This window comes from Sinorhizobium terangae (genome assembly GCF_029714365.1).
Lineage (GTDB): Bacteria > Pseudomonadota > Alphaproteobacteria > Rhizobiales > Rhizobiaceae > Sinorhizobium > Sinorhizobium terangae.
Map to the genome: position 1 here is coordinate 759401 of NZ_CP121660.1, position 25269 is coordinate 784669.

The 25269-nt window shown below is 60.2% G+C and carries 17 protein-coding genes and 3 pseudogenes; 14 read left to right on the plus strand and 6 right to left on the minus strand.

The window, feature by feature from the left end; genetic code table 11:
• The 5 genes from ccoN to QA637_RS22290 all read right to left on the minus strand — a co-directional run bounded on the left by ccoN (position 1) and on the right by QA637_RS22290 (position 6162).
• A complete protein-coding gene (gene ccoN, locus QA637_RS22270; protein WP_283066936.1) occupies positions 1 to 1659 on the minus strand; it encodes a cytochrome-c oxidase, cbb3-type subunit I in 1659 nt (552 codons plus the stop codon).
• Between the two features lie 29 nt (positions 1660 to 1688).
• A complete protein-coding gene (locus tag QA637_RS22275) occupies positions 1689 to 2861 on the minus strand; it encodes a hypothetical protein (protein ID WP_283066938.1) in 1173 nt (390 codons plus the stop codon).
• 584 nt (positions 2862 to 3445) lie between these two features.
• Entirely contained in the window at positions 3446 to 4414 is a 969-nt protein-coding gene (locus QA637_RS22280) for a DUF2950 domain-containing protein (protein ID WP_283066940.1), read from the minus strand.
• 18 nt (positions 4415 to 4432) lie between these two features.
• On the minus strand, positions 4433 to 5818 hold the full coding sequence (locus QA637_RS22285) for a DUF3300 domain-containing protein (protein WP_283066942.1): 1386 nt from the start codon (positions 5816 to 5818) through the stop codon (positions 4433 to 4435).
• Positions 5819 to 5907: 89 nt separating this feature from the next.
• Positions 5908 to 6162, minus strand: a complete 255-nt coding sequence (locus QA637_RS22290) for a hypothetical protein (protein ID WP_283066943.1) — start codon at positions 6160 to 6162, stop codon at positions 5908 to 5910.
• A gap of 433 nt (positions 6163 to 6595) precedes the next feature.
• Between QA637_RS22290 and arcD the strand changes: the two genes are divergently transcribed.
• The 6 genes from arcD (at position 6596) to QA637_RS22320 (ending at position 13459) form a co-directional block, all read left to right on the plus strand.
• Positions 6596 to 8068, plus strand: a complete 1473-nt coding sequence (gene arcD, locus QA637_RS22295; protein WP_283066945.1) for an arginine-ornithine antiporter — start codon at positions 6596 to 6598, stop codon at positions 8066 to 8068.
• Positions 8069 to 8117: 49 nt separating this feature from the next.
• Complete coding sequence (arcA, locus tag QA637_RS22300; RefSeq protein WP_283066947.1) at positions 8118 to 9347, plus strand: arginine deiminase; 1230 nt, start codon at positions 8118 to 8120, stop codon at positions 9345 to 9347.
• A gap of 38 nt (positions 9348 to 9385) precedes the next feature.
• Positions 9386 to 10390 carry an ornithine carbamoyltransferase gene (locus QA637_RS22305; protein WP_283066949.1) on the plus strand — a complete coding sequence of 335 codons (1005 nt, stop codon included), beginning with the start codon at positions 9386 to 9388 and terminating at the stop codon, positions 10388 to 10390.
• 2 nt (positions 10391 to 10392) lie between these two features.
• The gene (arcC, locus tag QA637_RS22310) at positions 10393 to 11331 is read left to right on the plus strand and encodes a carbamate kinase (protein WP_283066951.1); all 939 of its coding nucleotides are present in this window, start codon (positions 10393 to 10395) and stop codon (positions 11329 to 11331) included.
• 29 nt (positions 11332 to 11360) lie between these two features.
• Positions 11361 to 12854 carry a Na+/H+ antiporter NhaC family protein gene (locus QA637_RS22315; RefSeq protein WP_283066953.1) on the plus strand — a complete coding sequence of 498 codons (1494 nt, stop codon included), beginning with the start codon at positions 11361 to 11363 and terminating at the stop codon, positions 12852 to 12854.
• Between the two features lie 131 nt (positions 12855 to 12985).
• Positions 12986 to 13459 carry a histidine kinase gene (locus QA637_RS22320; RefSeq protein ID WP_283066955.1) on the plus strand — a complete coding sequence of 158 codons (474 nt, stop codon included), beginning with the start codon at positions 12986 to 12988 and terminating at the stop codon, positions 13457 to 13459.
• 249 nt (positions 13460 to 13708) lie between these two features.
• Here the strand turns inward: QA637_RS22320 and QA637_RS22325 are convergent, their stop codons facing one another.
• Positions 13709 to 15478 carry a hypothetical protein gene (locus QA637_RS22325; protein ID WP_283066957.1) on the minus strand — a complete coding sequence of 590 codons (1770 nt, stop codon included), beginning with the start codon at positions 15476 to 15478 and terminating at the stop codon, positions 13709 to 13711.
• Positions 15479 to 15617: 139 nt separating this feature from the next.
• Here QA637_RS22325 and QA637_RS22330 point away from each other — a divergent pair, with 139 nt between their 5' ends.
• The 8 genes and pseudogenes from QA637_RS22330 to QA637_RS22365 all read left to right on the plus strand — a co-directional run bounded on the left by QA637_RS22330 (position 15618) and on the right by QA637_RS22365 (position 25078).
• Positions 15618 to 15896, plus strand: a complete 279-nt coding sequence (locus QA637_RS22330; protein WP_283066958.1) for a hypothetical protein — start codon at positions 15618 to 15620, stop codon at positions 15894 to 15896.
• Between the two features lie 238 nt (positions 15897 to 16134).
• Complete coding sequence (locus tag QA637_RS22335; RefSeq protein WP_283066959.1) at positions 16135 to 16689, plus strand: helix-turn-helix domain-containing protein; 555 nt, start codon at positions 16135 to 16137, stop codon at positions 16687 to 16689.
• Positions 16690 to 16866: 177 nt separating this feature from the next.
• Positions 16867 to 17410: pseudogene (locus QA637_RS22340) on the plus strand (sodium/glutamate symporter); the annotation flags it as partial.
• Between the two features lie 661 nt (positions 17411 to 18071).
• Positions 18072 to 18917 (plus strand): annotated as a pseudogene (locus QA637_RS22345) (tyrosine-type recombinase/integrase).
• An 84-nt stretch (positions 18918 to 19001) separates the two neighbouring features.
• A complete protein-coding gene (locus QA637_RS22350; protein ID WP_283066786.1) occupies positions 19002 to 20033 on the plus strand; it encodes an IS110 family RNA-guided transposase in 1032 nt (343 codons plus the stop codon).
• A gap of 438 nt (positions 20034 to 20471) precedes the next feature.
• Positions 20472 to 21658 (plus strand): annotated as a pseudogene (locus tag QA637_RS22355) (IS91 family transposase).
• 567 nt (positions 21659 to 22225) lie between these two features.
• A complete protein-coding gene (locus QA637_RS22360) occupies positions 22226 to 22858 on the plus strand; it encodes a CatB-related O-acetyltransferase (protein ID WP_283066960.1) in 633 nt (210 codons plus the stop codon).
• Between the two features lie 459 nt (positions 22859 to 23317).
• Complete coding sequence (locus QA637_RS22365) at positions 23318 to 25078, plus strand: adenylate/guanylate cyclase domain-containing protein (RefSeq protein ID WP_283066961.1); 1761 nt, start codon at positions 23318 to 23320, stop codon at positions 25076 to 25078.
• The last annotated feature ends 191 nt before the right edge of the window (positions 25079 to 25269 follow it).

A 25269-nucleotide genomic window follows, 5' to 3' on the forward strand; every position in this document is an offset into this window, starting at 1 on the left:
CTACTCCGCGGCGCCAGTTGCCACGCCTTCCGGCATTGCTTCGGCGAGAGGGATATCGTCCTTCCGCTCACCGCTCGCCACGGGGACCTCGCGCACGGTCATCCAGATATTGAAGGTGGCAACCACTGCCCCCATAAGGAATAGCAAACCGCCGAAGGCGCGCGCGATATAATAAGGATACATCGCAAGGAGGGTGTCCACGAAGGAAAAGGTGAGCGTCCCGTCATCCGTGTAGGTCCGCCACATCAGCCCCTGGATGATGCCCGAGTTCCACATTGCGAAGACGTAGATGAGCGTGCCCGCAAAGGCGAGCCAGAAGTGGACCTCGACCAGCGCCGCTGAATACATCCTTTCACGCTTCCAGATCGCCGGCACGAGTGTGTAGAGGGAGCCATAGGTAATCAGCGCGACCCATCCCAAGGCGCCCGCGTGGACATGGCCGACAGTCCAATCGGTATAGTGCGACAGCGAGTTCACGGGCCGAACCGCCAGGAATGACCCCTCGAAAGTCGAAAGGCCGTAGAAGAAAGCCGCCATCATGATGAAGCGCAGCGTCGCGTCGTCGCGCACCTTGTGCCACGCGCCGTTCAGCGTCAGCAGAGCATTGCCGGCCGATGCCCAGGAAGGAACCAGGAGCATGACCGAAAAGGTCATGCCGAGGTTCTGTACCCAATGTGGCAGGGCCGTGTAATGAAGATGGTGAGATCCGGCCCACATGTAGAAGAACGTTATGCCCCAAAAACTCAGTATCGACAGCCGATAAGAAAAGATCGGCCGCTCTGCCCGCTTCGGCAAATAATAATAGAGCATGGCCAGGAAGCCTGCCGTAAGGAAAAAGGCAACGGCATTGTGGCCGTACCACCACTGTACCATGGAGTCCTGGACGCCTGCCCAGATCGTGTAGCTCTTGGCATGGCTCAGCGAGACGGGAATCGTCAGGTTATTTACGATGTGCAGTATCGCGACCACGACAATGAAGGCCATGTAGTACCAGTTGGCGACGTAGATGTGGGGCTCTCTCCGCCGCGCCAGTGTCCGGATGTAGAGGAGGAAATAGGTGACCCAGACGATGACGAGCCAGATGTCGGCGTACCATTCCGCCTCCGCATACTCCTTGGATTGGGTCACTCCCATGAAATAGCCGGTCACGGCCAGCAGGCAGAATAGGTTGTAGCCGAACAGAACGAACCAAGGGCTCAACTGATCCGCCAGCCGGGCGCGCGAGGTCCTCTGGACCACATGGAACGAGGTCGAAATCAGGGCATTGCCGCCGAACCCGAAGATGACGCCGGTTGTATGCGCGGGTCTGATCCGTCCGAAGCTTGCCCATGCCGTATCGAAGTTCAGGCTCGGCCAGGCGAGCTGAGCGGCAGCCCAGACGCCGACGAACATGCCGAAAATCGCCCAGAACAAAGTGAACGCGACGCCTACCTTGATGGGATCGTCGTAGTAGCGGGTGATCCGGGCCGTGTCGGGCTCCGGTCCAAATGCCCGGGAAATGAGGAAGAACAGCAGACCGAGACTGCAGAGAACGACGATCGCGCCATGAACTCCAAGCGCATCCGATCGACCTGCCGCGGCCATGGCAATGCCGATGATGGCCATGGCCACCAATATAGCGGCGGCGAACTCGCGTTCTCTGCTTGTCAACTGCCCCATGAACACTCCCCCGTCATGTACACAGTACTCTACAGCATCTCTCGCTCGGGGGGACAATTCAAGGCTTTATCGTTCTTTGTGGAATAATCGCGGACGCGCACCTCCGACTGCCCTGTCGAGAGTCCTCGACAGGGAAGCGTTGGGCGGCGTTTGCGAAAAGCACCAAGGAGCGGCTGATATCGAGTGCATTTCTCCCGAGCCATTGCTGCCGCCGACGTTCGTCTCCAGCTTGGGGGGCTGCTGTCATCTGTCCCGCGAATTCGAATTGGCGCCTGAAGTTTACCGTTCGCTCTTTGATCCTCCGCGTTTCTTTTTGCTGAACGAAGCGGCATGCCTCGCACAGCTGGGGCGGATTGAAGAGGCCTCGGCTTCTTTGGCCTCAAGCCTTCGAAGGTCCAGTCTTTGACTTCAAAGCCATGGCCGCGGACATGTTTGAGAAAGTGATTGAGGTTGCCGATGTGCTTGCGAATGGTTGCCGCGCGCAGCCCGACGGCAGCCTCTTTTCCCTCCTCCTCGGCTTGCTCCCGTAGCTTCTGCCCTTCCGCGCGAAGCTCAGGCGCGGACATCACCCTCATTCTGGCGCTTTGCCCCCAGCGTGTCGGGACGTTGTTGAAAAACTGACGCAATTCCCCGATGTGATATTGCGTGATTTGGCCGGTATGCTCGACGCCCTTTTCCTCAAGCACATCCTTGAACATCCGCACAAGCGCGCGGGCTTCTCTTGCCGTGCTGGCGTCCCAGGCATCCTTCATGTTCTTGATCAGCTTCTCGCATTCCGCCTCGAAATCGGCGACCAGGATGACCGGCGTCGCGTTCGAAGCCTCCCCCCGTTCGGGAACATTGGGAGGCGGTGCCGGGCGAAGATCGAGGGTCACGATCGCGGGAGGCTCGGCGGGACTGGCTGTCGGCGATTTATTGGCCGGCGCGGAAGGTTGGGCTGCAATCGGTGTCCCTTCGGTCTGCGCGGCTTGAGGTGCGTTGGCGCGACGGTTCTGCCTTGAGCCGCCCGTGAACTCGCTGAGATTTCGGTCAGCGAGGGCGTGCCTGTCGTCCATGTCGAACAGCGCCTGTGCCGGAACAGTGAAGGCTGAGTGAAAGCGGCTGCCCGGTCGGCACCGCGCGAACGACATGGGGACGCGTGCTCGCCAGTAGAAGATGTTGCCGCGGCGAATGAGATTTTCGACCTGGTGGCGGACTGCCATGGGTATGTTGCCCCTGCCTGCCACCTGAGAGGCCGCCGCGCATATTTCGCGTGGGCATCACCTGTGGGCTACAGTTCTGGGCATCAGGTCGCCAATGATGCCAAAACGGGATCCGGCGCGACTGGAAAATCAAGGAATAAAGGGGATTTAGCGAGAATTGGCTGCGGAACCTGGATTCTCAGATGATTTCAATAGCTTATCGAAATCGCCTTGAAATGCCCTCTGCTTTCCCATCGCGAGCGACCGTGGATGCCACCTTTGTGCCCTGGCAATGGGCCTCAGTCAACAGGGGGAGAAGCGGCAATAATTTCCGCTTTCGGACCCAAGATGGGATTCGTCTGCTGGTCACTCCAGCAGCTTTAGGTGGATACGGAAGTGCAGTTCGAAGAAGCCGGGCAGCAGCTTTGCGTGAACAAAGCGGCCATTGCTTGCGTGGGCAAGATCCAGCCAAATTCTCTTGAGCGAGTGCCTTGAATGGGCGTGAAGAATTCGGCATCACGCAGGCGGCTGGGGCATCGATGTTCCTATCGACCGCCTCCCGAGGCAAGAACCTGCGGGCGGTCGAGGGATCCCGATGTGCCTCCTCAGTCGGCCACCACGGTCCATTTGTCATCCGGGTCGAATCGGTCGATGAAGGGTACGATCGCTCCCGTGCTTGGGCCCAGGTCCCGCTCGTAGACGATGCCCTGCTGGTTGACGACGAAGGTCTTGACGCCGGTCTCGGCATAGGTGACCGGCCAGGCGATCAGCCCGAAGCCAGCGATCATGTTGCCGTTGATGGTGTAGTCGTATTTGCCGCCGGCGATGTTGTCGCCCTGTGACGTCAGGATGCGGAAGCGATAGCCGAAATAGCCCTCGCCGGCCTTCGCCTTTTCGAGCGCCGCTTCGCTGATCGCATCGCCAACCGGGCTTGTCTCCTCGCCCTGATCGGCTGGCCAGTAGAGCCCGTCGGTCTGGCCAGGGCTGCTGATCAGCTTCTGGGCATATTCGAGCACGCCGTCGGCATCGCGGTCCTGGGACGCATAGTCCTTCTGCGCGTCGACATAGGCGCGCACCGTCTCGATCGCCTCGAGTTCGTTCTCGCCGACACGGCGGTTGACGATCTCCTCCAGCCCGACATAGGTGTCGAACGCCCATTTTCCGTCCTCGCCCTTGGTGATCGGGAACGGCAGCGGCCAGAGGCGATCGCCGATTTCGAGGACCTTGCGCCCTTCGAGATCGCGAACGACGACATTGCGGGCCGCCCCCTCGCGAATGAGCGCGAAGTTCTCCATCGCTCCCTCGCCCGTCTTCACCTTTGCGGCGTCGAGTCCCAGGAGCTTCGCCAAGCCGTCGAAGTCGTTGGCGGCAAGTCGCGCTTTGAAAGCCTCCACCGCTTTGGCGGGATCGTCGAAGGCCGGCGGGTCTTCCGCCGCGGCATAGTCGTCGATGATGCCCGCCGGTTGCTGCGTCTGGTCCGGCTGCTGCGTCTGCGCGAGGGCGGCGTCGATGGCAAGCGTGCCCGCAAGCGAGAGCGCCGACCCGAGGAGAAGTGTGTGCAAAAGCTTGGTCATGGCCGTTCTCCCCTCCGCTCAACGCCTGCGTCCGCCACCGCCGCGGCCTCCGCCACCACGATGCATCGGCGGCCTGCCGCCGCCACCGCGGCTCATCTGGGGCCGTCCGCCGCCGCGCTGACCGCCGCCCATGCTTTGACCACCCCGCCGCGACGAGGCCACCTCGCGCCGGCCGGAATTGACATTGCCGAGGCCGGACGGTTTCTTCGGCCGGTTCTGCGCCTTGGAAGCCATCTTCTTCTTGCCGGCGGGTCGGCTAGCAGAGGGCTTGCTGCCGCCCTTCGGCCGGTTGACGCTCGGCTTGCCGCCGTCGGCTCTCGCCTTTGCGGCCGCCTGCCCGCCACCGGGCCGCGCCGCGGTATCCCGTCTCGGTTGCGCCTTCAGCCCCTCGAGCGTGCTCTTGCGCACGTCCTTGAGCTGGCCGCCACCGCCGCCCGGGCGCGCCTGCGGCCGGTCACGATTGATCTCGGCGGCGCGGTTGCGGAGGTTGTTGTCGCCCCTGGCCTTGATGTCGTTCTTGATGCTGGTCCGATCAAACTTGTTGAGCTGATCGCGATCGAAGTTGATCTTGCTGCGATCGACGTTCTTCCAGTCGATGTCGTTCCAGTTGACCTTGCCGTCGAAGTCAATGTTGTTGAAGCACTTGTTGCAGTCGACATCGATGTCGCCGTCCCAGTCGCCGCCCCAGACGCCCCAGTCGTCCCAGTCGACGATGGCGGCGAAGGCCGCGCCAGTGATGGCGCCGGCGAAGAAGGCTGCTCCCGGATACCAATAGGCCGGATAGGGTTCTTCGTAATAGCTGATCGGCGCCGGCGCGTAGTCCGGTACGTACAGCATCTCGGGCGGATACTGCGGCACGTAGATCGTTTCCGGATTTGCCGACTGGATGACGATGTTGTCGCCCTCCTCGACCACCTTCACCTTGTCGTCCGTCTTGATGATGTCCTTGGCGACCGCCTCGTCGCGCAACTGCTGGATGGCGATCAGCACATCCTTCTGCTGATTGGCGATGGCCTCACCGAAAGACTGCGTCCATTCGAGGTCTTCGCTCATCATCTTGACGACTTGCGGATAGTTCAGCAGCGAGACAACGCTGCCGTCCCAGCTATCTTTCGGCTTCAGGTCGGACTTCTTCTCGCGCGCCTCGAGGAACCGCTCCGCCTCGACGATCTGCAAGGGATAGAGCGAAGCCGCGGAAATCAGCGCCACCAGCTCGTCCGGGTAAAGCGCAATGCGGGCAACCAGCACCTCGAGCTCGTCATCCGTCAACGGCTCGGGCGCGGCCTCGATCGGCGCGGCAGGAGCGGCGGCCGTGTGCTGGGCCAAAGCGACACCACATGGCGCAAACAAGGTCAGCGCGGTCGCCGCCGCGCGGCAGAGCACAAAAATCCGCTCCCAGGCCATATTCTTCCTCCAATGGGCTGCAAGGCCTCTTGCTCAAGCATGGTGCGGAGAGGCGGCTCTTCACCATTCCGGATTGCTTTGTGGTCGATCTACTGCACCGGCTTACGTGGCGGTTGTGGCTGGTTGATCGTGCCCGTAGCGCCGGTATCCGGGCTCTGCACGGTGCCTCTGCGTTTGAGGAGATACTTGTTGAGGGGTTCGCGCTGCCCGTTGATGACGCGCTGGTTTATGTCGATGCCGGGGTAGTGATCTCCGGACGTTTGCTCGGCCAAGGAAATGGAACCGGGGCCGACAGTTACGATAGAACAAATAGCCGCGAACAGAATTCTCTCTTTACGATTCATCGTACTCTCCCGCTTTTCATCTGTCTTGAATCTTACGCCCATCACTTCTTCGCGTCGTTGATTGCGATCAAAAGCGGGACCGGCAGGATACGGGTGGAGCGCAGCTTGCCGTCCGTTTCGAGGCTGTGTCATGGGCCAAGTTTCATGGGGGCGCCCGGAACTCATTTTTTCTGGTGATCTTTGGACAGTCGGCCGCAAGCGTCGCAGGGCCAAGACTCGCCCCATGCGCGTCAAGCGAGCCGACGTTCAAGGAAAAAACCAACGAGACGGATGAGATTTGTCTGAAATCAATGACATGCCATCAGCGGATTTCTAATGTCGCTGGTGTGGAGCGCGCGCGCCCGGTGGAACACGCATCATCCTCCGCCGCAGCACTGTGCCCGAGAAGCTGAAACGCGTGAATGCGACAACCGCATGCGATTTGGAGGGGGACATGACGATCGCGCATGAGGGCACCTTCAATACCGAGGTGCATTCCGACAAACTCACTCTCCTGCCCCTCACAGCACTCGTCGTTGGGTCGATGATCGGCGGCGGGGTTTTCAATCTGCCGTCAGACATGTCTCGCGCCGCTTCGCCCGGAGCAATATTGATCGGCTGGGCCGTCACCGGCTTCGGCATGCTGATGCTGGCATTTGTCTACCAGACCTTGGCAATCCGCAAACCGGACCTCAATGCTGGTCCCTACGCATACGCCAAGGCCGGTTTTGGCCCTTTCATGGGTTTCATCAGCGCCTGGGGTTACTGGCTTAGCGCGTTTCTTGGAAATGTCGCCTATGCGGTCGCCATCTTCTCCGGGCTGTCCTTCTTCATTCCGGTGTTCGGCGATGGAAATAACCTCGTTTCAATCATAGGAGCCTCGTTCTGCCTTTGGGCCATCCACTGGTTAGTGCTGAAGGGTGTCAAGCAGGCCGCCTTCGTCAACATCGTCACCACCATCGCCAAGCTCGCACCGCTCTTCCTTTTCGTCTTGATTGCGATCGTTGCGTTCAATTGGGACAGGTTCACGGTGAACTTCTGGGGCCGCGGGGGTGCTCTCGACGCCCCCGACCTCGGCAGCATCATGTCGCAGGTCAAGAGCACCATGCTTGTCACCCTCTGGGTATTCATCGGTATCGAAGGGGCGAGCGTTTACTCGGCGCGCGCGGCCCGGCGCTCCGATGTCGGTCGGGCGACCGTGATCGGTTTTCTGGGGGCGCTCGGGATCTATGTCCTCGTCTCGATGCTCTCGACAGGGATTTTAAGCCAGCCGGAGCTGGCCGGACTCAAGGTCCCGTCGATGGCTGGCGTGCTGCAGCCGCTCGTCGGACAATGGGGAGCTGCTCTGATCAATGCCGGGCTGATCATCTCGGTCGGTGGTGCATTCCTGTCCTGGACCTTGCTCTGCTCGGAAATTCCCTACACCTGCGGGCGCGACGGCACGTTCCCGAGGTGGTTTGCCGCCGACAATGAAAACGGATCGCCGGTAAACTCGCTTTGGGCGACCAATATTCTGATTCAAGTTTTCCTAGTCCTGAGCTTCTTTTCCAAGAGCGCCTACCAGTTCTTCTATTTCATCGCCTCGGTCGCCATCTTGCCCCCTTACGTCTTCTCCGGAGCCTACGCGCTCAAACTCGCATTGAGCGGAGAGACCTATCAGCAGGGCGCACGTGGTCGGAACAGGGACATCGCCGTTGGGGCGCTGGCCACGCTTTACGGCATCTGGTTGGTTTATGCTGCCGGGCTCAGCTACCTCCTGATGTGCTCGATCCTGTTTGCCCCTGGCCTGCTTGTCTATGCGAAGGCCAGGAAGGAGCGAGGTGAACAGGTGTTTGCCGGATTTGAAGCCTGGCTTGCCGGACTGGTCGTCGTGCTCGCGATCGTCGCCGCATATCTGCTGTGGACGGGAAAGATCAGCCCGCTCTGACCGCGGCCGGTCAAGTGCAAGGGCTGCGGGTTTGAAGGAGGAGGCGCGCATGCGCAACTTTGGTGTTCATTCGGAAGTCGGCAAGCTCAGGACGGTCATGGTGTGCAGGCCATCATTGGCGCACCAACGGCTGACCCCGGCAAACTGCCACGACCTGCTGTTCGATGACGTCATCTGGGTTCACGAGGCTCAGAAGGACCATTACGATTTTGTCCTGAAGATGCAGGAGAGGGGAGTCGAGGTCCTCGAACTGCACGACCTGCTGGCAGAAGCGCTTGCCGACGCGGACGCTCGCAAGTTCGTGCTCGACCGCCGAATCACGCCAAATGTAATCGGCTCTCAAATCGCCGAGGCCATGCGACCATGGCTCGATGAAATGGACTCGAGACAACTCGCCGCTTACATCATCGGCGGGATTTCGATTGCCGACCTTCCCGAGGGCCGGGGCAAGAAGCTGATGGTTGGCGCTTTCGGGGGCCTTGAATTTGTCATTCCACCCATTCCCAACACCCTCTTTCAGCGCGATCCGTCCTGCTGGATATATAACGGCGTGACGTGCAATCCGATGTTCTGGCCGGCGCGCCGCGCCGAAACGCTGGTGCAGCGGACAATCTACAAGTTCCATCCGATCTTCAAGGGCGGCGATTTCAACATCTGGTGGGGCGACTCGGACGAACAGTTCGCCAATTCTACGATGGAGGGCGGTGACGTCATGCCCATTGGCAACGGCACTGTGCTCGTCGGAATGGGTGAACGCACCACCTATCAGGCGGTGGGGCAGGTGGCTAAGGCCCTCTTCAGGAACAAGGCCGCTACTCGGGTCATCGGTTGCCTGATGCCGAAGAGTCGGGCCGCGATGCATCTCGATACGGTCTTCAGCTTCTGCGACCGTGACGTCGTGACGCTTTTCGCCGACGTTGTCGAGCAGATCCGCTGCTACAGCCTGCATCCCGTCGATGACGAAGGAAACTTCGAGGTGCGAGCCGAAGAACGCCCGATGCTCGAAGTCGTCAGCGAGGCGCTGGGCATCCAGAAACTCAGAACCGTCGCCACCGGCGGCAATGCCTACGAGGCGGAACGCGAACAGTGGGACGATGGCAACAATGTAGTGGCGCTCGAACCGGGAGTGGTCGTCGCCTACGACCGCAACACGCACACGAACACGCTGCTACGGAAGGCGGGTATCGAGGTCATCACGATTCGTGGGGCCGAACTGGGGCGTGGCCGCGGCGGCGGACACTGCATGACCTGCCCGATCTGGCGAGAGCCCGCCTATTGAAGAATTACCCATCCTGACTTTGCAATTGGAGCAGCATCATGAGTTTCAATCTCCGCAATCGCTCGCTTCTTACGGTGCAGGACTACACACCACGCGAGTTTCGCTACCTCCTTGATCTCGCCCGCGATCTGAAGCGGGCCAAATATGCGCGCACGGAACAGAAGCATCTGGAAGGTAAGGAAATCTGCCTCATTTTCGAGAAGACATCGACGCGCACCCGTTGTGCATTCGAAGTTGCTTGTTCCGATCAGGGCGCCAACGTCACGTACCTAGATCCTGCAGGGTCGCAGATCGGGCATAAAGAATCGTTCAAGGACACGGCTCGGGTTCTCGGCCGCATGTACGACGCCATCGAGTATCGCGGCTCATCGCAACATGGTGTCGAGACGCTGGCGAAATATGCCGGCGTGCCGGTCTATAACGGCCTCACGGACGAGTATCATCCCACCCAGATGATCGCCGACGTGATGACGATGCGCGAACATGCAGACAAGCCGATCAGCGACATCAAATATGCCTATGTGGGCGATACCCGGTCGAACATGGGGCATTCCTTGTTGATCGTGGGCTGCCTGTTGGGCATGGATGTGCGGATCTGTGGCCCGAAGTCACTCTGGCCTTCGGAGGAATATCGGCGCATCGCCGAGCGGCTCAAAGAGCGGTCTGGAGCGCGCCTGACGATCACCGACGATCCAAGGGCAGCAGTCGAGGGGGTGGACTTCATTCACACCGACGTCTGGGTCTCGATGGGAGAGCCGAAAGAGGTTTGGAAAGAGCGAATTCAATTGCTCACACCCTATCAAGTCAATGCTGATCTGATGAAGGCGAGCGCAAATGCGCAAGTCAGGTTCATGCACTGCCTGCCTGCATTCCACGACACCGAGACAACGGTCGGTAAGCAGATCGCCCACGACTATGGAATGTCCAACGGCCTCGAAGTGACCGACGACGTGTTCGAATCCGAGGCGAACGTTGCCTTCGAGCAGGCGGAAAATCGCTTGCACACGATCAAGGCCCTGCTTGTCGCGACGTTGGGGGATTGAACATGCGTGTCGTGATCGCGTTGGGTGGGAATGCTCTCCTGAAGCGCGGGGAGGCCATGACCGCGGACGTACAACGTCAAAACATCAAAATCGCTGCGGAAGCCATTGCACCGCTTGTCGCCGAACATGAGGTCGTGATCACGCACGGCAACGGCCCGCAGGTTGGGCTGCTTGCGCTCCAGGGAGCAGCCTACAAGGCAGACGAGGCCTATCCGCTCGATGTGCTCGGCGCGGAGACGGAGGGCATGATCGGTTACATGCTGGAGCAGGAGCTTGGAAACCTTCTTCCGTTCGAAGTGCCGCTCGCAACATTGCTTACCATGGTCGAGGTCGACGGTGCCGATCCCGGATTTCAGAACCCAACCAAGTTCGTTGGGCCGGTCTACGAAGCGGACGAGGCGGCGAAGATCCATCAGGAGAAAGGATGGGCGTTCAAGCAGGACGGTAACAAGTGGCGCCGCGTCGTTCCCTCGCCAGTCCCCAAACGGATTTTTGAGATCCGTCCGATCCGCTGGCTGCTGGACAAGAAGACTGTCGTGATCTGCGCCGGCGGCGGCGGCATTCCGACCATGTACGAACGAGGCGCGGAGCGGAAGCTCGGGGGAGTGGAAGCTGTAATCGACAAGGACCTTTGTTCCGAGCTTCTGGCGCGCGAACTTGAAGCCGACCTGTTCATAATGGCGACGGACGCCGAAGCCGTCTGCACCGGTTGGGGAACCCCTGATCAGAAGGCCATCTTCAAGACGCCCCCCGACGACCTGAGTGCCTATTCGTTTCCCGCGGGTTCCATGGGACCAAAGGTCGAGGCGGCTTGTCAATTCGCCAAGGTGACGGGACATTCCGCGGCGATAGGGGCACTGGCGGATATCGCCGCGATTGTGCGGGCGGAACGGGGCACGATCATCAATTCTGCGTTCACGAAAATGACATGGCATGGTTAGGGTAGCCCGCTCGGTTTGGAAGCAATGACATGTCACAAATCGATCGTGAGGAAGGTTTCGATCCGAAGACTGGTTCCCATCCACCGTCGCTGGTCGATGCACTCGTTCCTTGCCTGACGCTTATTGCGCTTCTTTCGCTTTCCTATGTCTTGTTTGGCAATGATGCCTCGTCCGGCCCGAACCAGATCGCATTGCTTTTCTGCGGGATCGTTGCCGCTGGCATAGCCTACAAGAATGGATTGCAGTGGAATGGTGTCCGCCAAGCCGTTGTGGATGGGATCGCAGCGGCTCTCCCGGCAATTCTGATACTGCTGGCGGTGGGCGGGCTCATCGGGACCTGGGCGATGAGCGGCACCATCATCTCGATGATCTACTACGGCCTGAAGCTGCTCAGCCCAACCTATTTCTACGCAACAACCTGTATCGTGTGTGCCGTCGTCGCCTTCAGCATTGGCAGTTCCTGGACGGTTGCCGGAACGCTCGGCATCGGCTTGATGGGCGTCGCAGCCAACATGGGGCTCTCGCCGGCGATTACGGCTGGCGCGATCATTTCCGGAGCATATTTCGGCGATAAAGCCTCACCGCTCTCTGATACTGTGAATCTTGCCACGGCGACCGCAGGCTCTGACATCTATGGCCACATCCGCGAATCGCTCTGGACCTCCGTGCCGGCCCTACTTCTCTCGTCGGTCGTCTTCGCCTTGCTTGGGCAGGCGGGCGAGTTTGACCCCACCCGTGCACTTGCGATGATCGATAGCAAGGTCGCCGTTTCGCTCTGGGCGTTCCTGCCTCTCGTGCTCGTCTTCCTGCTCTCGATAGGCAGGTTCCCCCCCTTTGTGACCATCTTCGCAGGTGCCATCGCCGGCGCCGTCGTGGCAGTCCTGCATGATCCGGCAAGCGTCGTGGCTTTCGCTGGCACGCCAGACCTACCCTTTGGATTGGCATTGCTAAAGGGAACATGGGCAGCGCTCGCCAACGGGTTCATTTCATCGACGGGCGAAAAGTCGATCGACCTCATCCTTTCCCGAGGCGGCATGGCGAGCATGATGAATACAGTCTGGCTCATCATCACCGCCCTTGCGTTCGGTGCGGTCGTGGAGCACGCGGGGATGCTGAAGCGGCTGATCGACCCACTCGTGGCCCGGGCGAAATCCGTGGCGGGTTTGATCGCGACTGTTGTCGGAACGTCCGTTGTCTCCAACGTCATCACTTCGGATCAATACATATCCGTCGCTCTGCCAGGCAAGTTGTTCGGCGCTTCTTTCGCCGATCGAGGCTTGGCGCCTGTGATGCTGTCGCGGGTCGTTGGGGACTCGGCCACTGTTACCTCGCCGCTTGTGCCCTGGAATAGTTGTGGCGCCTATATGGCGGCAACCCTTGGAATCCCGACCGCTGCCTATGCCGGTTTCTGTTTCTTCAATGTTCTGAACCCCTTGCTTGCAATCGTTTTCGGACTTCTTGGCTGGCGGATGGTGCGAACGAAGGCAACTGATGCGAGGGTTACGAGCCCGGCACCTGTTTGATTTTTGAAGTTTCCAGCAAGGCTCGGGCGTCTGCAGAACCAGATATGGTCGCGGAGACCGGTGCAAAGAATTTCCAATGCGTGCCGAGAACGGGCCGCCCTCGTCCTCTTGACTTGAAGTGGAGCAACACGATGCCGGAACAGAAAGACTTGAATGCCGATACGAGTGCACCGATCAGCGCCGAGCAGCTTCGCATGCAGATGCTGGAGCGGGAGATGGCGGAAATGGAGAAGGAGCGAAAGCTCCGCTCGCTGCAGGAACAGAAGCTTGCCGATTTCGCCGCCGATTTCCTCGAAAAACATGTCACGGAGCAGGAAATCGCGGTTGTTCGCCGCCTTGTCCAGAACGCGGTCAAGGACGGGAAATTCGAAGCCATGGTCTATAGCTTCCCATCCTCGCTCTGCACCGACAGCGGCCGCGCGATTAACAGCGCCGATCGGGACTGGCCGCAAACGCTGCAGGGCAAGGCCAAGGAGTTCTATGAGCGCTATCAGACCTTTGGCAAGCCGCAGGGCTACAAGCTGAAGGCGATGATCATCAACTTCCCGGGCGGCATCCCGGGAGATGTCGGCTTCTTCCTCGACTGGTCGCCGGACAAGGTCTGAGGCGCGGGGTGTTCCCGCGCGCTGTCTGGGGAGGTGGAACACCGGTCTACTGCATGTCCTTAAATCGGAACCGATTCAACGACAAAAACATGCAGTAATCCAAAGTGTTACAGAGACCTTTGTGCGTCTGAAAGGACGCACGGCGCTGTAGAGCGGGGAGCGCTCACGTAGGTTCGCGCCATCGCTCGATCTGTTTGTTTTTGCCGCATTAATGCGACGTCCGGTGATTCCCACCTGACGGCAAATGTTCTAATTCATTCTGGGCTCAACTTCCGGGATGGGAACGCCCGCCTCGCGCAATCCTTCGAAGAGCTGCCGCTGATCCTCGGGGCGACGGATCCGGAGTGCGACTTCTCTTCGGATGTTGTCGAAGAAGTCCGGGAGGTTGGTTTCCAGCCATTCCCGCTCTACTCGAGCCTCTTCCATTTTGCGGAGCTTTCCAAGGGTGGCGAGCAGGATGATGTGATAACTCGGATTGGCGCGAAGGTCTGCCAGGGAGGCCCATCGCTCGGCGGCGACGTAGTCCCGCTTGAAATAGGAGCAGACCGCCAGGGCGGCCTCGAAATATCCAACAACGGGCCCCGGATTGTGTGCGACGGTTCTAGCCACGAGATCGCAGCCTCGACGCCATTCACCGGAGAGGGCGAGGCGGAAACCATATTCGCCGGAGAGTTCCGTGTCATTGGGATTGATGGCAAAAGCGCGCGCGCCCACCGCCAAGGCCGCATCAACCTCCCCGCGGAAGAACAAGGCGAGCATTTCCGCCTGCAAGGCGCGGGCATTCTCTGGGTCCAGTTCAACGGCGCGCGTCGCTGCCTCGATCGCGTGCTCCAACGATATGGGCGACGATCGACCGAGACGATATCGGAAACGAAGCTCGTCAATATATGTTATCGACAGGAGTGCCCAGGCCGTGGCGTAATTGGGAAACTGTCTTGTCGCATGCAGAAGGCACTCTTGAACGGAAGCATGTGTCTGGGGGTTCAAGTCGCTGCGATAGCCGTAGTAGGCCAGAGTACACGCGTATGCTTCCCAATCATCCGGAACCGCGCTTGTGAAGTGTGCGGCGTTCGCCTGGAAGATGACGCCGTATGGTTGTGCGACGGCGGTCGCCACGGCGGCAGCGGCGTTCTCCTGCAGTTCAATGATCTTGTGGGCCTGCAGGTTTTCGTCGTAGCTGTTCGCCCATACCACAGATCCATCGGACCGCTGGATCAGCCTTATACCAAGACGGAGCTTGTCGCCATCGAGCCGGACCCGACCTTCCAGGGCGTAGGTCGGCCCATCGCCCGCGGCGGTTGGCTGCGCCGCCGTCTCACCGGTGGCGACGATGATCTCCTTGAACTTGGCGATATTGCTGATGACCTCGTCGGCGAGCCCTCGCGTGATCATCGCCGATTGCTGCGTTCCGGAGAGATCCTCGAACGGCATCACAACCAGCCTTGGAATGTTTGGCCGAATGCCGCTGGACGTTACCGAGTTCGCGTCCGAAGCAGGGCGAACGAGTACGCTTGCCGCCAGCCCACCCAGGGCAAGAGCGGCCGCGCCGACGCCGAGCCAAATCCATCGTGGCCGGGAACGTTCGATGGGCAAGACCGATCTTGCTATCATTGAAGGACCGGGGTCTCCTTCGACCTGCACGTCGGTATGCCTTTCGAAGATCGGTACGTAGCCGCCTTTCGGAATGCTAATAACAATCGGATCATTGCGGCCGGCAACGAGATAATAACGTTCGAGCGCGCGCCGAATACGGCCCGCTTCGATCCGCACTACCGGATCCGTTTGAGCGTCAAACGAGGAGTCTCGCCCGAAGACTTCGGTTGCTATCGAATAGGCCTTAATGCGGTCCGAATGGCCTGCAATCACCTGCTCGACAACATAGGTCAGAAATTTGCGGGCGCGACCGGGGGCATCGAACTCCGCGCTGAGCCGAATTCGATCGAGCTGCGCAAGGATTTCCTCGTCGGAGGGTGAAGCAGTCGGCTCGACCCGAACGCTCTCCTGGCCAGCGATCGTCATGTCCGCCCCCCATCAACACTACAACGTACGCTTGTGTCCAGCGGAACCCGTAAACTCCCGTATCATACGTCCCAGCCCGCCCAGAGCGCAATATACTGGCGTCGTATTTTCATTTCCGGCCCGGAGGGGGAGGAGCGAAATGAATGCGCGATCGGGAGGGTCTGATGAAGGACACGGATTGGCGGCTGCGTTGCGTCGATTTCCGACGCGCTCCTTGCAGATCAAGGAGTTGTCGATGCGCGACGAGAGTTTCAGAGGGATGTGCGAGGACTTCGCCGCCGCTGAGACTGCGCTTGCCAATGCCGATCAGCTTCCTTTCCATGTTCGCGACGCGCGGCGAACTGAGTTCAAGGGGCTGGTCGAGAGTCTGGCGGCAGAGATTGAGCAAGCACTCGGGCCGGCAAAGGGCCTTAGCTAACTCGGAAGCGTTGGCTGCTTTGCCTGGGCAGTAAAGGTCGAGGCCCGGTGATCTTGTTCACTAATCAGCGCTGGCGGAAACACAACGATTCGACGGGCACGATGGTCGTCGAAGCAGGGGCAAAGGGGGACGCAGTCATGGGAGTCGAGCAATGCTTACGTCAATATTTGCTCCGGGAACGGGCATAAGCGCCCCTCTCATGGAGTTGGTTCCTGGGGAAGAGATTGAGTCGAAGCCGATGAGCAGCTTTGTCGACGGACAAAGCATCTACTCTCCCGGTGAAAGGATCGGCCAAGCCTACCGCGTCGAATTCGGAGCTGTCCGCGTTTATCGGGTGCTTGCGAACGGGCGGCGGCAAATCCTTGCATTCCATTTTGGAGGGAATTGGTTTGGTCTGCAAAATGGGGACCGGCACCGTTCCACTGCGGAAGCGATAGGCGTCACCGGCATAAGGAGCATCAGCCTGCAAAAGGATGCGCATATTTGGCAAGGCTTGCTGCCGGCGGTACTGGAAAATTTCTCGTCCGCGCAGGAGCATCAACTGGTTATCGGCCGCCAAAGCGCAGTCGAGCGGGTCGCAGCCTTTCTCCTTGAGATGTCGGAACGTGCGGGCAACTCGCAGAGGTTTGAGCTTTTCATGCCTCGGGTCGATGTTGCCGACTACCTCGGGCTGACGATCGAAACCGTGTCGCGTTCGCTTACAAAGCTGAAAAACAAAGGTGTTATCAAATTGCACGGCCCGCGCGGCATCGAGATTATCAAATATCGCGTGCTCCAGGGCCTGTGCCTTTAGTGATTTCCAACAGACTGATGGCGAACGGCGCAAGGGCCGACGATTTCCCGGCAATGAGAGGTTCCTTCAAGATATGGCGTTCCAGGAGAACGCAAGCTGACGGCCGGCAGATCCCGGCCTTCCTTGCAGGAGAGTGCACACGGAGCGGCCGGACGTACGATCACACGGGGAGAGAGTATGTCGGCATTGCAGGTTCCCGGATTCCTGACGTTTACGTTATCGATCCTGGTGTTTTTCGTCGACAACCGGCTCAACAGGTCGGTCACGGCCCTTTCGCGTTGGAACATCCCGGAGGCGGTGACCGGAGGTCCGATTTCCGCGTTCGTGACATTGATGGCATTCGCATTCTTTGGCACGGAAATACGCTTTGCACTCGGCGCGCGATCTCCTGCTGTTGTACTTTTTCACCGGCGTGGGCCTGAACGCGCGGTTCTCCGACCTGATTGCCGGCGGGCGGCCTTTTCTCGTCCTCCTGACGCTGACGCTCGTTTTTCTTGTCATCCGGAGCGTGGTCGCCGGCGGCGGTACGGCGTTGCTCGGTCTGCCTGCCGGATTCTCGATCCTGCTCGGCTCGGCTTCGCTTGTCGGTGGGCACGGCACCACCATTGCCTGGGCGCCGACTATCTCCACCCGCTTCGGCCTGGCCAATGCAATGGAGGTCGGCATCGCCAGTGCGACGCTGGGGCTCGTCATCGCGAGCATCCTGGGCGGACCGATCGCAGCAGGCGCCGTACCTTTGATCACTACGGCAGGTTATGGAGTGAAACGAGCCGCTCATTGGGCTTGCCGCCAATATGGGTCGAAACGAGCCATGCGCTGACCGGCCTGCTGATGACAGCTCCTGGCGGAATGCGGAAGAATTTGCGTCCGACAAGTTGGGTCCCCAGCCAGTTTTCGTGCGATCGTAGATTGCGACTTCGACGCAGCGCGAACCTGCGGCTGCCAGCGCGGAAAGGGTAGCATTTAGTTGTAAAACCAGCAGAATTTTTGCGGATGATCGTCAGATCAGAATGAGGCGCTACAGGCGTAAATTGTGCTTGCCTGGGGAACCTTGGATTCTGACGTGATTTCAAAGGCTTAGTGAAATTGCCTTTGAATTCACTCCATTTTTCCGTCGCGAGCGACCGTGGATGCCACCTTTATGCCCTGGCTTTGGGCCTCAGTCAACACGTGCGTAGAGCGGCAATAATTTCCGCTTCCAGGGCGAAGCAGGCCTTCGCCGGCTGGTCAGCATCAGCAGAGATGGGTGGCAGGACTAAGCCGCTCGCGCGGCAATGGCGCTTGTGGCTGGCGGTGCGTTTCCTGATCGACGGCGGTTCTTTGTGTCTCGGGTTCCTGGCCTGACGATTGAGACTTCTCAATCTGATGGACAGGAGGGTCCGATGACAGAGGAGAAGACCACCGCGCTGCGTGAGCGGATGATCGAGGACATGCGCATCCGCGGGATGGGCGACAAGGCGCAGCAAGGCCACATCCGGGCGATCAAGGATTTCGCGGCCTTTCTGGGGCGCTCACCCGACACGGCGACGCCGGAGGAGTTGCGGGCCTACCAGCTACACATGACCAATGCCGGGGTGACGCCCTCGACATTCAATGTCCGGATCATCGCGCTCAGGTTCTTTTTCGGGATCACCTGCGGGCGCGAGGAGATGAAGCGGTACATGCAGTTCCAACGCAAACCGCAGAAGCTGCCGGTCGTCTTGAGCGTCGAGGAGGTCGCCGACCTGCTGGCCGCGGCTCCCGGGCCCGGGCTGAAGTATCGGGCGGCGCTCAGTTGGATCTGCTGCGCGATTACTGGCGGGAGGCGCGTCCGCGGGGATGGTTGTTTCCCGGCACATCAGCTATGGCGCCGGGCTGCGGGCGTCGGAGGTGTGCCACCTCAAGGTCACTGACATCGACAGCGAGCGCATGCTGATCCACGTCGAAGAAGGCAAGGGCGGCAAGGATCGCAAGGCCATGCTATCGCCGGGCTTGCAAAGCCGAAGATCAATCCGATCTCGCCGCGCCAGCTCAACCGGGCCTTCACCGCGGCCAAGCACATGGCGGGCATCGCCAAGCCCGCAACGCTGCATACCCTGCGCCACAGCTTCGCCACGCATCTGCTGGAGGCGAACACCGACGTGCGGGTGATCCAGGTTCTGCTCGGCCATGCCAAGCTGAGCAGCACCGCCCGCTACACATGGGGTAATCGCGGTGCGACTGCCCCCGGCAACTTATTTGCAAGATGATGCTGTCTGGGTTGGTTGCCCCCGATAGGATGGAAATACGGGCTCACGATTGGAACCGGGCCCAAACATCGAATGGAGGCAACCATGGACCAATATATAGGGCTCGACGTTTCATTGAAAGATACTGCGATCTCGATCCGGGAGGACGGGAAGCGGATCTGGCGGGGGAAGCGCGCTTCGGATCCAAAGGTGTTGGCGCAGGTGATCCGCAAGCATGCCCCGAACGCAAAACGCGTCATATTCGAGACGGGGCCGCTGTCGACGTGGTTCTATCACGCACTGACGGCGGAGGGGATCCCCGCTATCTGCATCGAAGCGCGGCACGCGCAAAAGATATTGAACGAGACGCTCAACAAGACAGATGCCAATGATGCAGATGGCTTGGCCCAGCTGGCCGAAGCCGGCTTCTACAAGGCGGTCCGGGTAAAGTCATTTGACAGTATGTTGACGCGCACGCTGGTCGGCGCCCGCAATCAGCTCCTGAGCATCTCAACCCAACTTAGCAACCAGATCCGCGGCCTGATGAAGACGTTCGGCCTTATCATCCCTAAAGGAACGGGTCGGGTGTTTGATGGCAATGTGAGAGAGCTTTTGGCTGGGAATGATGACCTTGCACGGATCATATTGCCCCTGCTTGAGGCGTGGCGCGACATTCGCAAGCGCGCGGCCGATCTTGATCGCCAGTTGCTCGCAGTGGCACGGCAGAGCCAGGCTTCGAAGCTTCTGACGACGATCCCAGGAATTGGCGCCGTTACGGCGGTGTCCTACATCGCAGCGATTGAAGATCCAGACAACTTCAAAACGTCGCGCTCGGTTGGTGCCTGGCTCGGGCTAACAACGCGGCGCTACCAGTCAGGTGAGGTCGACTATAACGGCCATATCTCGCGTAGAGGTGACAACCATCTGCGGGGGCTGTTGTATGAAGCGGCGACAGTGCTTCTCACGAGCGCCAGTGCCAGGACCGAGAGCAGCCTCAAGAGCTGGGGGCTTCAGCTGCGTGAGCGGTTGGGCTTCAAGCGCGCTGCGGTGGCAGTCGCCCGGAAGCTTGCGGTCATCATGCACAGCATGCTCAGGACAGGAGAAGTCTTCAACGCATCGGCTGGCGCCATCGCATAAGCAACCGCCAGCTTCTGCCCTCAGCGCGTCAAACCTGATTTGAGGCACTGAGCGTCCCTGCTGCGGACGTCGGTTGGATCATTCCGCTACGAGTGGCTGCAGCTCGTTGAGACTGCGCGCTACACATGGGAAGGTCCTGCCTGCGAAGCCCATTGTGCGGCGACATTTGTCGACCGCGAAGACAACCCTGCTCCCCAGCACCGGATAGCTCCGAAGGACATGCCGCTGAGCGCCGATCCACCGATCAATTTAATCTGCGTTGCCTACCCGCAACCCGGCGAGGTCGCCGAATGCCTAAAGCACCTTGACGACCGGGATGCGATTAGACAACCCACGTCGCCACCAAGTTGATCCGCGACACCATCAGCCCGTTCGAGCGCCTGAAGCAGTTGGAGGATCTCACCCTGAGGCGTCGGCTGGAATGAAGCGCGCGCCGGGGTGCCCCGGCAAAAGCTGGAGATCGCTGACATCTTCCGAGCCTATGGGCCTGCGTGGCGGCGAGCCAATGCCGGGCATGTCAGCCTGACCCAGCTCAAGGTCATGGCGGCGATCGAAGCCTGCCGAACCGAGGCGCTCGGCGGGCATGTGGCGGCTTGCACCAAGTGCGGGCATAACCACATCGCCTATAATTCCTGCAAGAACCGGCACTGTCCGAAGTGCCAGGGCCCCGCGGCGCGCGACTGGATGGCCGCCCGCGCCGAAGACCTGCTGTCGGTCGAGTATTTCCACGTGGTCTTCACCCTGCCGGCCGAGATCGCGCAGATCGCTTACTGGAACAAGAAAGCTGTCTACGACCTGCTGTTTCGGGTATCGGCCGAGACGCTGAGCACTATCGCCGCCGATCCCCGGCAGCTTGGCGCGCACATCGGCATGACCAGCGTGCTACACACCTGGGGATCGGCGCTGATCCATCACCCGCATGTGCACATCATCGTGCCCGGCGGCGGGCTGTCGCCGGATGGCACGCGGTGGATCTCATGCCGCCCCGGGTTCTTCCTGCCGGTGCGGGTTCTGTCGCGACTGTTCCGGCGGTTGTTTATCGCAGGGCTGCGGGCACTGCATTGCGCCGGCGATCTGAGGTTCTACGCTGATCTGACAGCTCTCGCAGAGGCTGACGCGTTCGCCGCCTGGCTGTGCGCAAATCAGAATGGGTCGTCTATGCCAAGCCGCCGTTCGGCGGTCCCGAAGCGGTGCTCGCCTATCTCAGCCGCTATACCCACCGGGTGGCGATCTCCAACAGCCGTCTGATCAGCGCCGATGCCGAGACCGTCACCTTCCGCTGGAAGGACTACCGGATCAAGACCGGCGACCGTCAGAAGGTGATGCGGCTGGCCACCGACGAGTTCATCCGCCGCTTCCTGCTCCATGTGCTGCCCGACGGTTTCCACCGCATCCGCCATTACGGCCTGCTCGCCAGTGCGGGCCGCAAGACCAAGGTCGCAAAGATCCGCGCTCTGCTCGGAGCGGAAACGGCCAAACACAATGATCCGCCAAGCGCTGAGACGATCCCGCTCACTCTGAGACAGCCATGCCCCGAGTGCGGTGGCCCGATGCGCATCATCGAGATCTTCCGACGCGGTCAGAAACCCAGAGCCCGGGCGCCACCGAGAAAGCAGGCCGCATGACAAGGTGCCCGTCACATTGGCCAAAGCCGACCCGAAAACACTCTGCATTCCGGGATCGGATCGCTTTGCGCCCAATAACACTGAGCATCGCAAAAGCGTCGAAATCGGCACCAACGAGACCGCCAGATCTGCTTCCGATCATCGCCTCCCACACCCTCGGGTCGGCGCCTTTGCGTCTGTCGGCAGCGCCGAAGTCCACAACAGACGCCCGCGGCCCCGCGCTTTCCCCATAGGTCCCACCCAGCCTCCGCGGCTTCCTCCTTCCAAGGTTTGTCAACGCGGGCCGCCCAACGCCAGCGGCAAACGTCGCGCTGCGGCCCGCATCGAAAAACCTTCAGGAGAGCGGAAGTCCAATGTGTGCGTGCCGATAGCGGCGCCAGAAGTGGACATCGCGAACAGGACTCGATCGAGAACGTCGGCATGAAAATTACTCATGAGACCCATAATCGCTTCGCTATGGATTTCACGGCTCAGAGAAAATAGCGTAATTACTGCGAAATCGGGCAGCTATGCCTAAAAATGGGACTCTGTTTCAGCAGGGCCGGCTGCATGTTGAAAAGGTTTTCCATGCCTCTTCTCGACGTCAATGCGGTTCACCCAATTACCTTGCCCGACGGGACTGTCTATGGGGATACGGTCTACCTGAAGAACGTCATCGATCATCCGCGCATGGAGGTTGGCGACTTCAGCTATTACACGCATTCCGGAAAGCCCGAAGACACTGCCAGAGTTCTGGCACCGTATCTCGGTCATGGCGTTCGCGAACGGCTGATCATCGGCAAGTTTGTTCAGATTGCTAGGGGCAGTTACTTCGTCACCAGTTCGGCCAATCATCCGATGACTGGCTTCACTACCTACCCGTTTCGCATCTTCAAACCCGAAACTTTCGGCTACAAGGACCTGCCTGTAAAGGATACGGTCGTGGGGCATGACGTGTGGATTGGCCAGGATGCGGCGATCATGCCGGGTGTCCAAATCGGTTCTGGCGCAATCGTCGCCGCAGCTTCCGTCGTTTCCTGTGATGTACCTCCTTACGCGGTTGTCGGAGGAAATCCGGCAGCGATCATCCGAATGCGTTATTCAGATGAGATCATCAGTGAACTTCTTGATATCGCCTGGTGGGATTGGCCGATCAACAAAATCGAAGCGAATTTGACAACACTCAGCAGCGGCGACATGGTTGCACTCCGGCTAGCGTAAATGACTTGTCTCCTCGTCCGCTTCGGGCCGGGAGTGGACGGGCAGCTCCCGGCCGCAAATCTTTAGTTGCGGACATTCAGGTCGGCGTGGGCATCGTCGTGACCTGACCCACTCCGGACCATCCTGAGGTTGGGACACGTGGCTGACGGAGCGATTGTTCCCACCGCCAACGACGGAAGAAACCGCTTCGGCAAATTCAGCGCGCCAGTGGGTTCGAAGTCCCGAATACGGACCTTCCTTCGAATGACGCCGTCCTTCCATTGGACCGCAACACACCTTTGCAGTAACCGCGTCGCGGATCCTGTTCCTGTTGAAGGCGGCACTCTCGTGAAGCGTCGCCACATGACCGTCTCAGTGGTATCTTGAACCAGCACGGTCGCGGTGTCAGGCAGCCGGATGGTGCATGTCGCGTCAATCGCTTGGGCTTCATCCGGCGGATCTCCTGAGGGAGAGACAGCAATGGCAACTGCAAGAGCGGAGCGGCGGCTGGCCGCGATCTTGGCCGCTGACGTCGTCGGCTATTCCCGCCTCCTCGAACATGACGAGGCTGGGACGTTGTGGGCCCTGAAGGTTCTGCGCCGGGACGTGATCGATCCGTTGCTGGCCGAGCATCAGGGCCGTATTGTCAAGCTGATGGGCGACGGTGTGCTCGTGCAGTTCGGCTCGGTCGTCGATGCCGTCGCGTGCGCGGTCGCCATTCAGAAGGGCGTTGCCGAGAACCAGGCCGATATCCCAACGGAGCGACGCATTATCTTCCGGATCGGCGTCAATCTCGGTGATGTGATCCACGAGGTTGATGGGGATCTCTACGGCGATGGCGTCAACATCGCGGCCCGCCTCCAGACCTTGGCGGATCCAGGCGGCGTTTGCATTTCCGGCACGGCGTACGATCACCTCCAGGGCAAGCTTGACTGCAACTACGAGTACCTCGGCGAACGCGCGCTCAAGAACATGGAGCGGCCTGTGCGACTGTACCGGCCCCTTCTGGAAGAGTCGACCGCACGACCGGCATCGCCCCCCAGGCCCTCACTTCCGGACCGACCATCCATTGCCGTGCTGCCGTTCAACGCCATGAGCGCCGACCCGGAGCAGGACTTCTTCAGCGATGGGCTCACCGAGGACATCACCACCGCGCTATCCAAGCTCAAGGGCTTCTTCGTGATCGCCCGCAACACGATGTTCACCTACAAGGGAAAGGCCGTGGATGTGCGCGCCATCGGGCGCGAACTCGGGATCCGCTATGTTCTCGAGGGGAGTGTCCGTAAGTCCGGCAACCGCGTGAGGGTGACCGCGCAGCTCATCGATGCGGCCTCCGAAGCCCATCTCTGGGCCGAGAGGTACGACGGCGACCTCGGCGACATCTTCGTCATTCAGGACGAAATCACCGCAAGCGTCGTCGGCCGCATCGGGCCGGAACTCCTGGCGGCAGAGCATGCCCGCGAAAGCCCCAAGCCGCATCATGGCCTTGATGCCTGGGAATGTGTCGTGCGGGCGGTGTTCCTGTGTTCCCAGTTGTCTGAGGAGAGCAGCCGGAAGATGCTCCCCCTGCTCGATCGGGCAATCGGACTGGCTCCCGATTATGCCCAGGCGCTCGCCATGAAAGGTTGGATTACGGTGTGGCGCGCGTTCCAGGGGTGGGAGGACATGGGATACGCCCTGGCCCTTGCCAGGGATATCGTGCAACAAGCCATTGCCGCGGACGATAAGGAACCGTGGGCTTACCTTGCGCAGGCGATGATAGCCTTTGCGACGCGTGACAATGTCCTGGCGATGGCAGCGATCAGCCAGGCTGTCGCGATCAACCCCAACTCCGCGTTTGCACACGGCCAGTTGGGACTTGCGCATGCCAACGGGGGCCGCGCGGCGGACGCCATTCCTTGCATCGACTACGCCCTCAGACTGAGCCCGCGCGAGGCTTTTCTCGGCGACTTTCAGTTCTACTACGCCATGGCTTACTTCCAGGGCGCGAATTACGAGCTTGGATTGAGTTATGCACGGGAGGCGCATCGCTTGCGGTCCGGCCACGCGGTTCCGCTGGTCATCGGCACGGCCTGTGCCGGACTTCTGGACAATCAGGAGGCTGCCACGGACTTGCTCGGACGGCTCAAGTCGCTAGTCCCTGACATCTCACGGGACGCGGTCGGAGCAACATCTTCTTTCGTCCGCGCCGAGGATCGGGCGCGCCTGATCGACGGACTTGCCCGTGCCGGCCTGAATTGACGGGTTGGATTGACCTCGGAGAACCGATCGCTTACCGGTGAGGAGCGTTCCTGGCAGCATGTCGCGACGACTTTCGGAATTGTGCTGCGTGGAAGCCAATCTCGCGGCCGCCGCAACAAAGCCGCCAACACGAAGGTCGCTCCAGCTATCGCCGAAACGCTCCCCGTGATTGGCTCATCGCGAGTAAGGGC

Excerpts from the sequence above, each read along its gene's own strand:
- ccoN (WP_283066936.1), bottom strand. The coding sequence starts at position 1,659 with ATGGGGCAGTTGACAAGCAGAGAACGCGAGTTCGCCGCCGCTATATTG.
- QA637_RS22275 (WP_283066938.1), bottom strand. The coding sequence starts at position 2,861 with ATGGCAGTCCGCCACCAGGTCGAAAATCTCATTCGCCGCGGCAACATC.
- QA637_RS22280 (WP_283066940.1), bottom strand. The coding sequence starts at position 4,414 with ATGACCAAGCTTTTGCACACACTTCTCCTCGGGTCGGCGCTCTCGCTT.
- QA637_RS22285 (WP_283066942.1), bottom strand. The coding sequence starts at position 5,818 with ATGGCCTGGGAGCGGATTTTTGTGCTCTGCCGCGCGGCGGCGACCGCG.
- QA637_RS22290 (WP_283066943.1), bottom strand. The coding sequence starts at position 6,162 with ATGAATCGTAAAGAGAGAATTCTGTTCGCGGCTATTTGTTCTATCGTA.
- arcD (WP_283066945.1), top strand. The coding sequence starts at position 6,596 with ATGACGATCGCGCATGAGGGCACCTTCAATACCGAGGTGCATTCCGAC.
- arcA (WP_283066947.1), top strand. The coding sequence starts at position 8,118 with ATGCGCAACTTTGGTGTTCATTCGGAAGTCGGCAAGCTCAGGACGGTC.
- QA637_RS22305 (WP_283066949.1), top strand. The coding sequence starts at position 9,386 with ATGAGTTTCAATCTCCGCAATCGCTCGCTTCTTACGGTGCAGGACTAC.
- arcC (WP_283066951.1), top strand. The coding sequence starts at position 10,393 with ATGCGTGTCGTGATCGCGTTGGGTGGGAATGCTCTCCTGAAGCGCGGG.
- QA637_RS22315 (WP_283066953.1), top strand. The coding sequence starts at position 11,361 with ATGTCACAAATCGATCGTGAGGAAGGTTTCGATCCGAAGACTGGTTCC.
- QA637_RS22320 (WP_283066955.1), top strand. The coding sequence starts at position 12,986 with ATGCCGGAACAGAAAGACTTGAATGCCGATACGAGTGCACCGATCAGC.
- QA637_RS22325 (WP_283066957.1), bottom strand. The coding sequence starts at position 15,478 with ATGACGATCGCTGGCCAGGAGAGCGTTCGGGTCGAGCCGACTGCTTCA.
- QA637_RS22330 (WP_283066958.1), top strand. The coding sequence starts at position 15,618 with ATGAATGCGCGATCGGGAGGGTCTGATGAAGGACACGGATTGGCGGCT.
- QA637_RS22335 (WP_283066959.1), top strand. The coding sequence starts at position 16,135 with ATGAGCAGCTTTGTCGACGGACAAAGCATCTACTCTCCCGGTGAAAGG.
- QA637_RS22350 (WP_283066786.1), top strand. The coding sequence starts at position 19,002 with ATGGACCAATATATAGGGCTCGACGTTTCATTGAAAGATACTGCGATC.
- QA637_RS22360 (WP_283066960.1), top strand. The coding sequence starts at position 22,226 with ATGCCTCTTCTCGACGTCAATGCGGTTCACCCAATTACCTTGCCCGAC.
- QA637_RS22365 (WP_283066961.1), top strand. The coding sequence starts at position 23,318 with ATGGCAACTGCAAGAGCGGAGCGGCGGCTGGCCGCGATCTTGGCCGCT.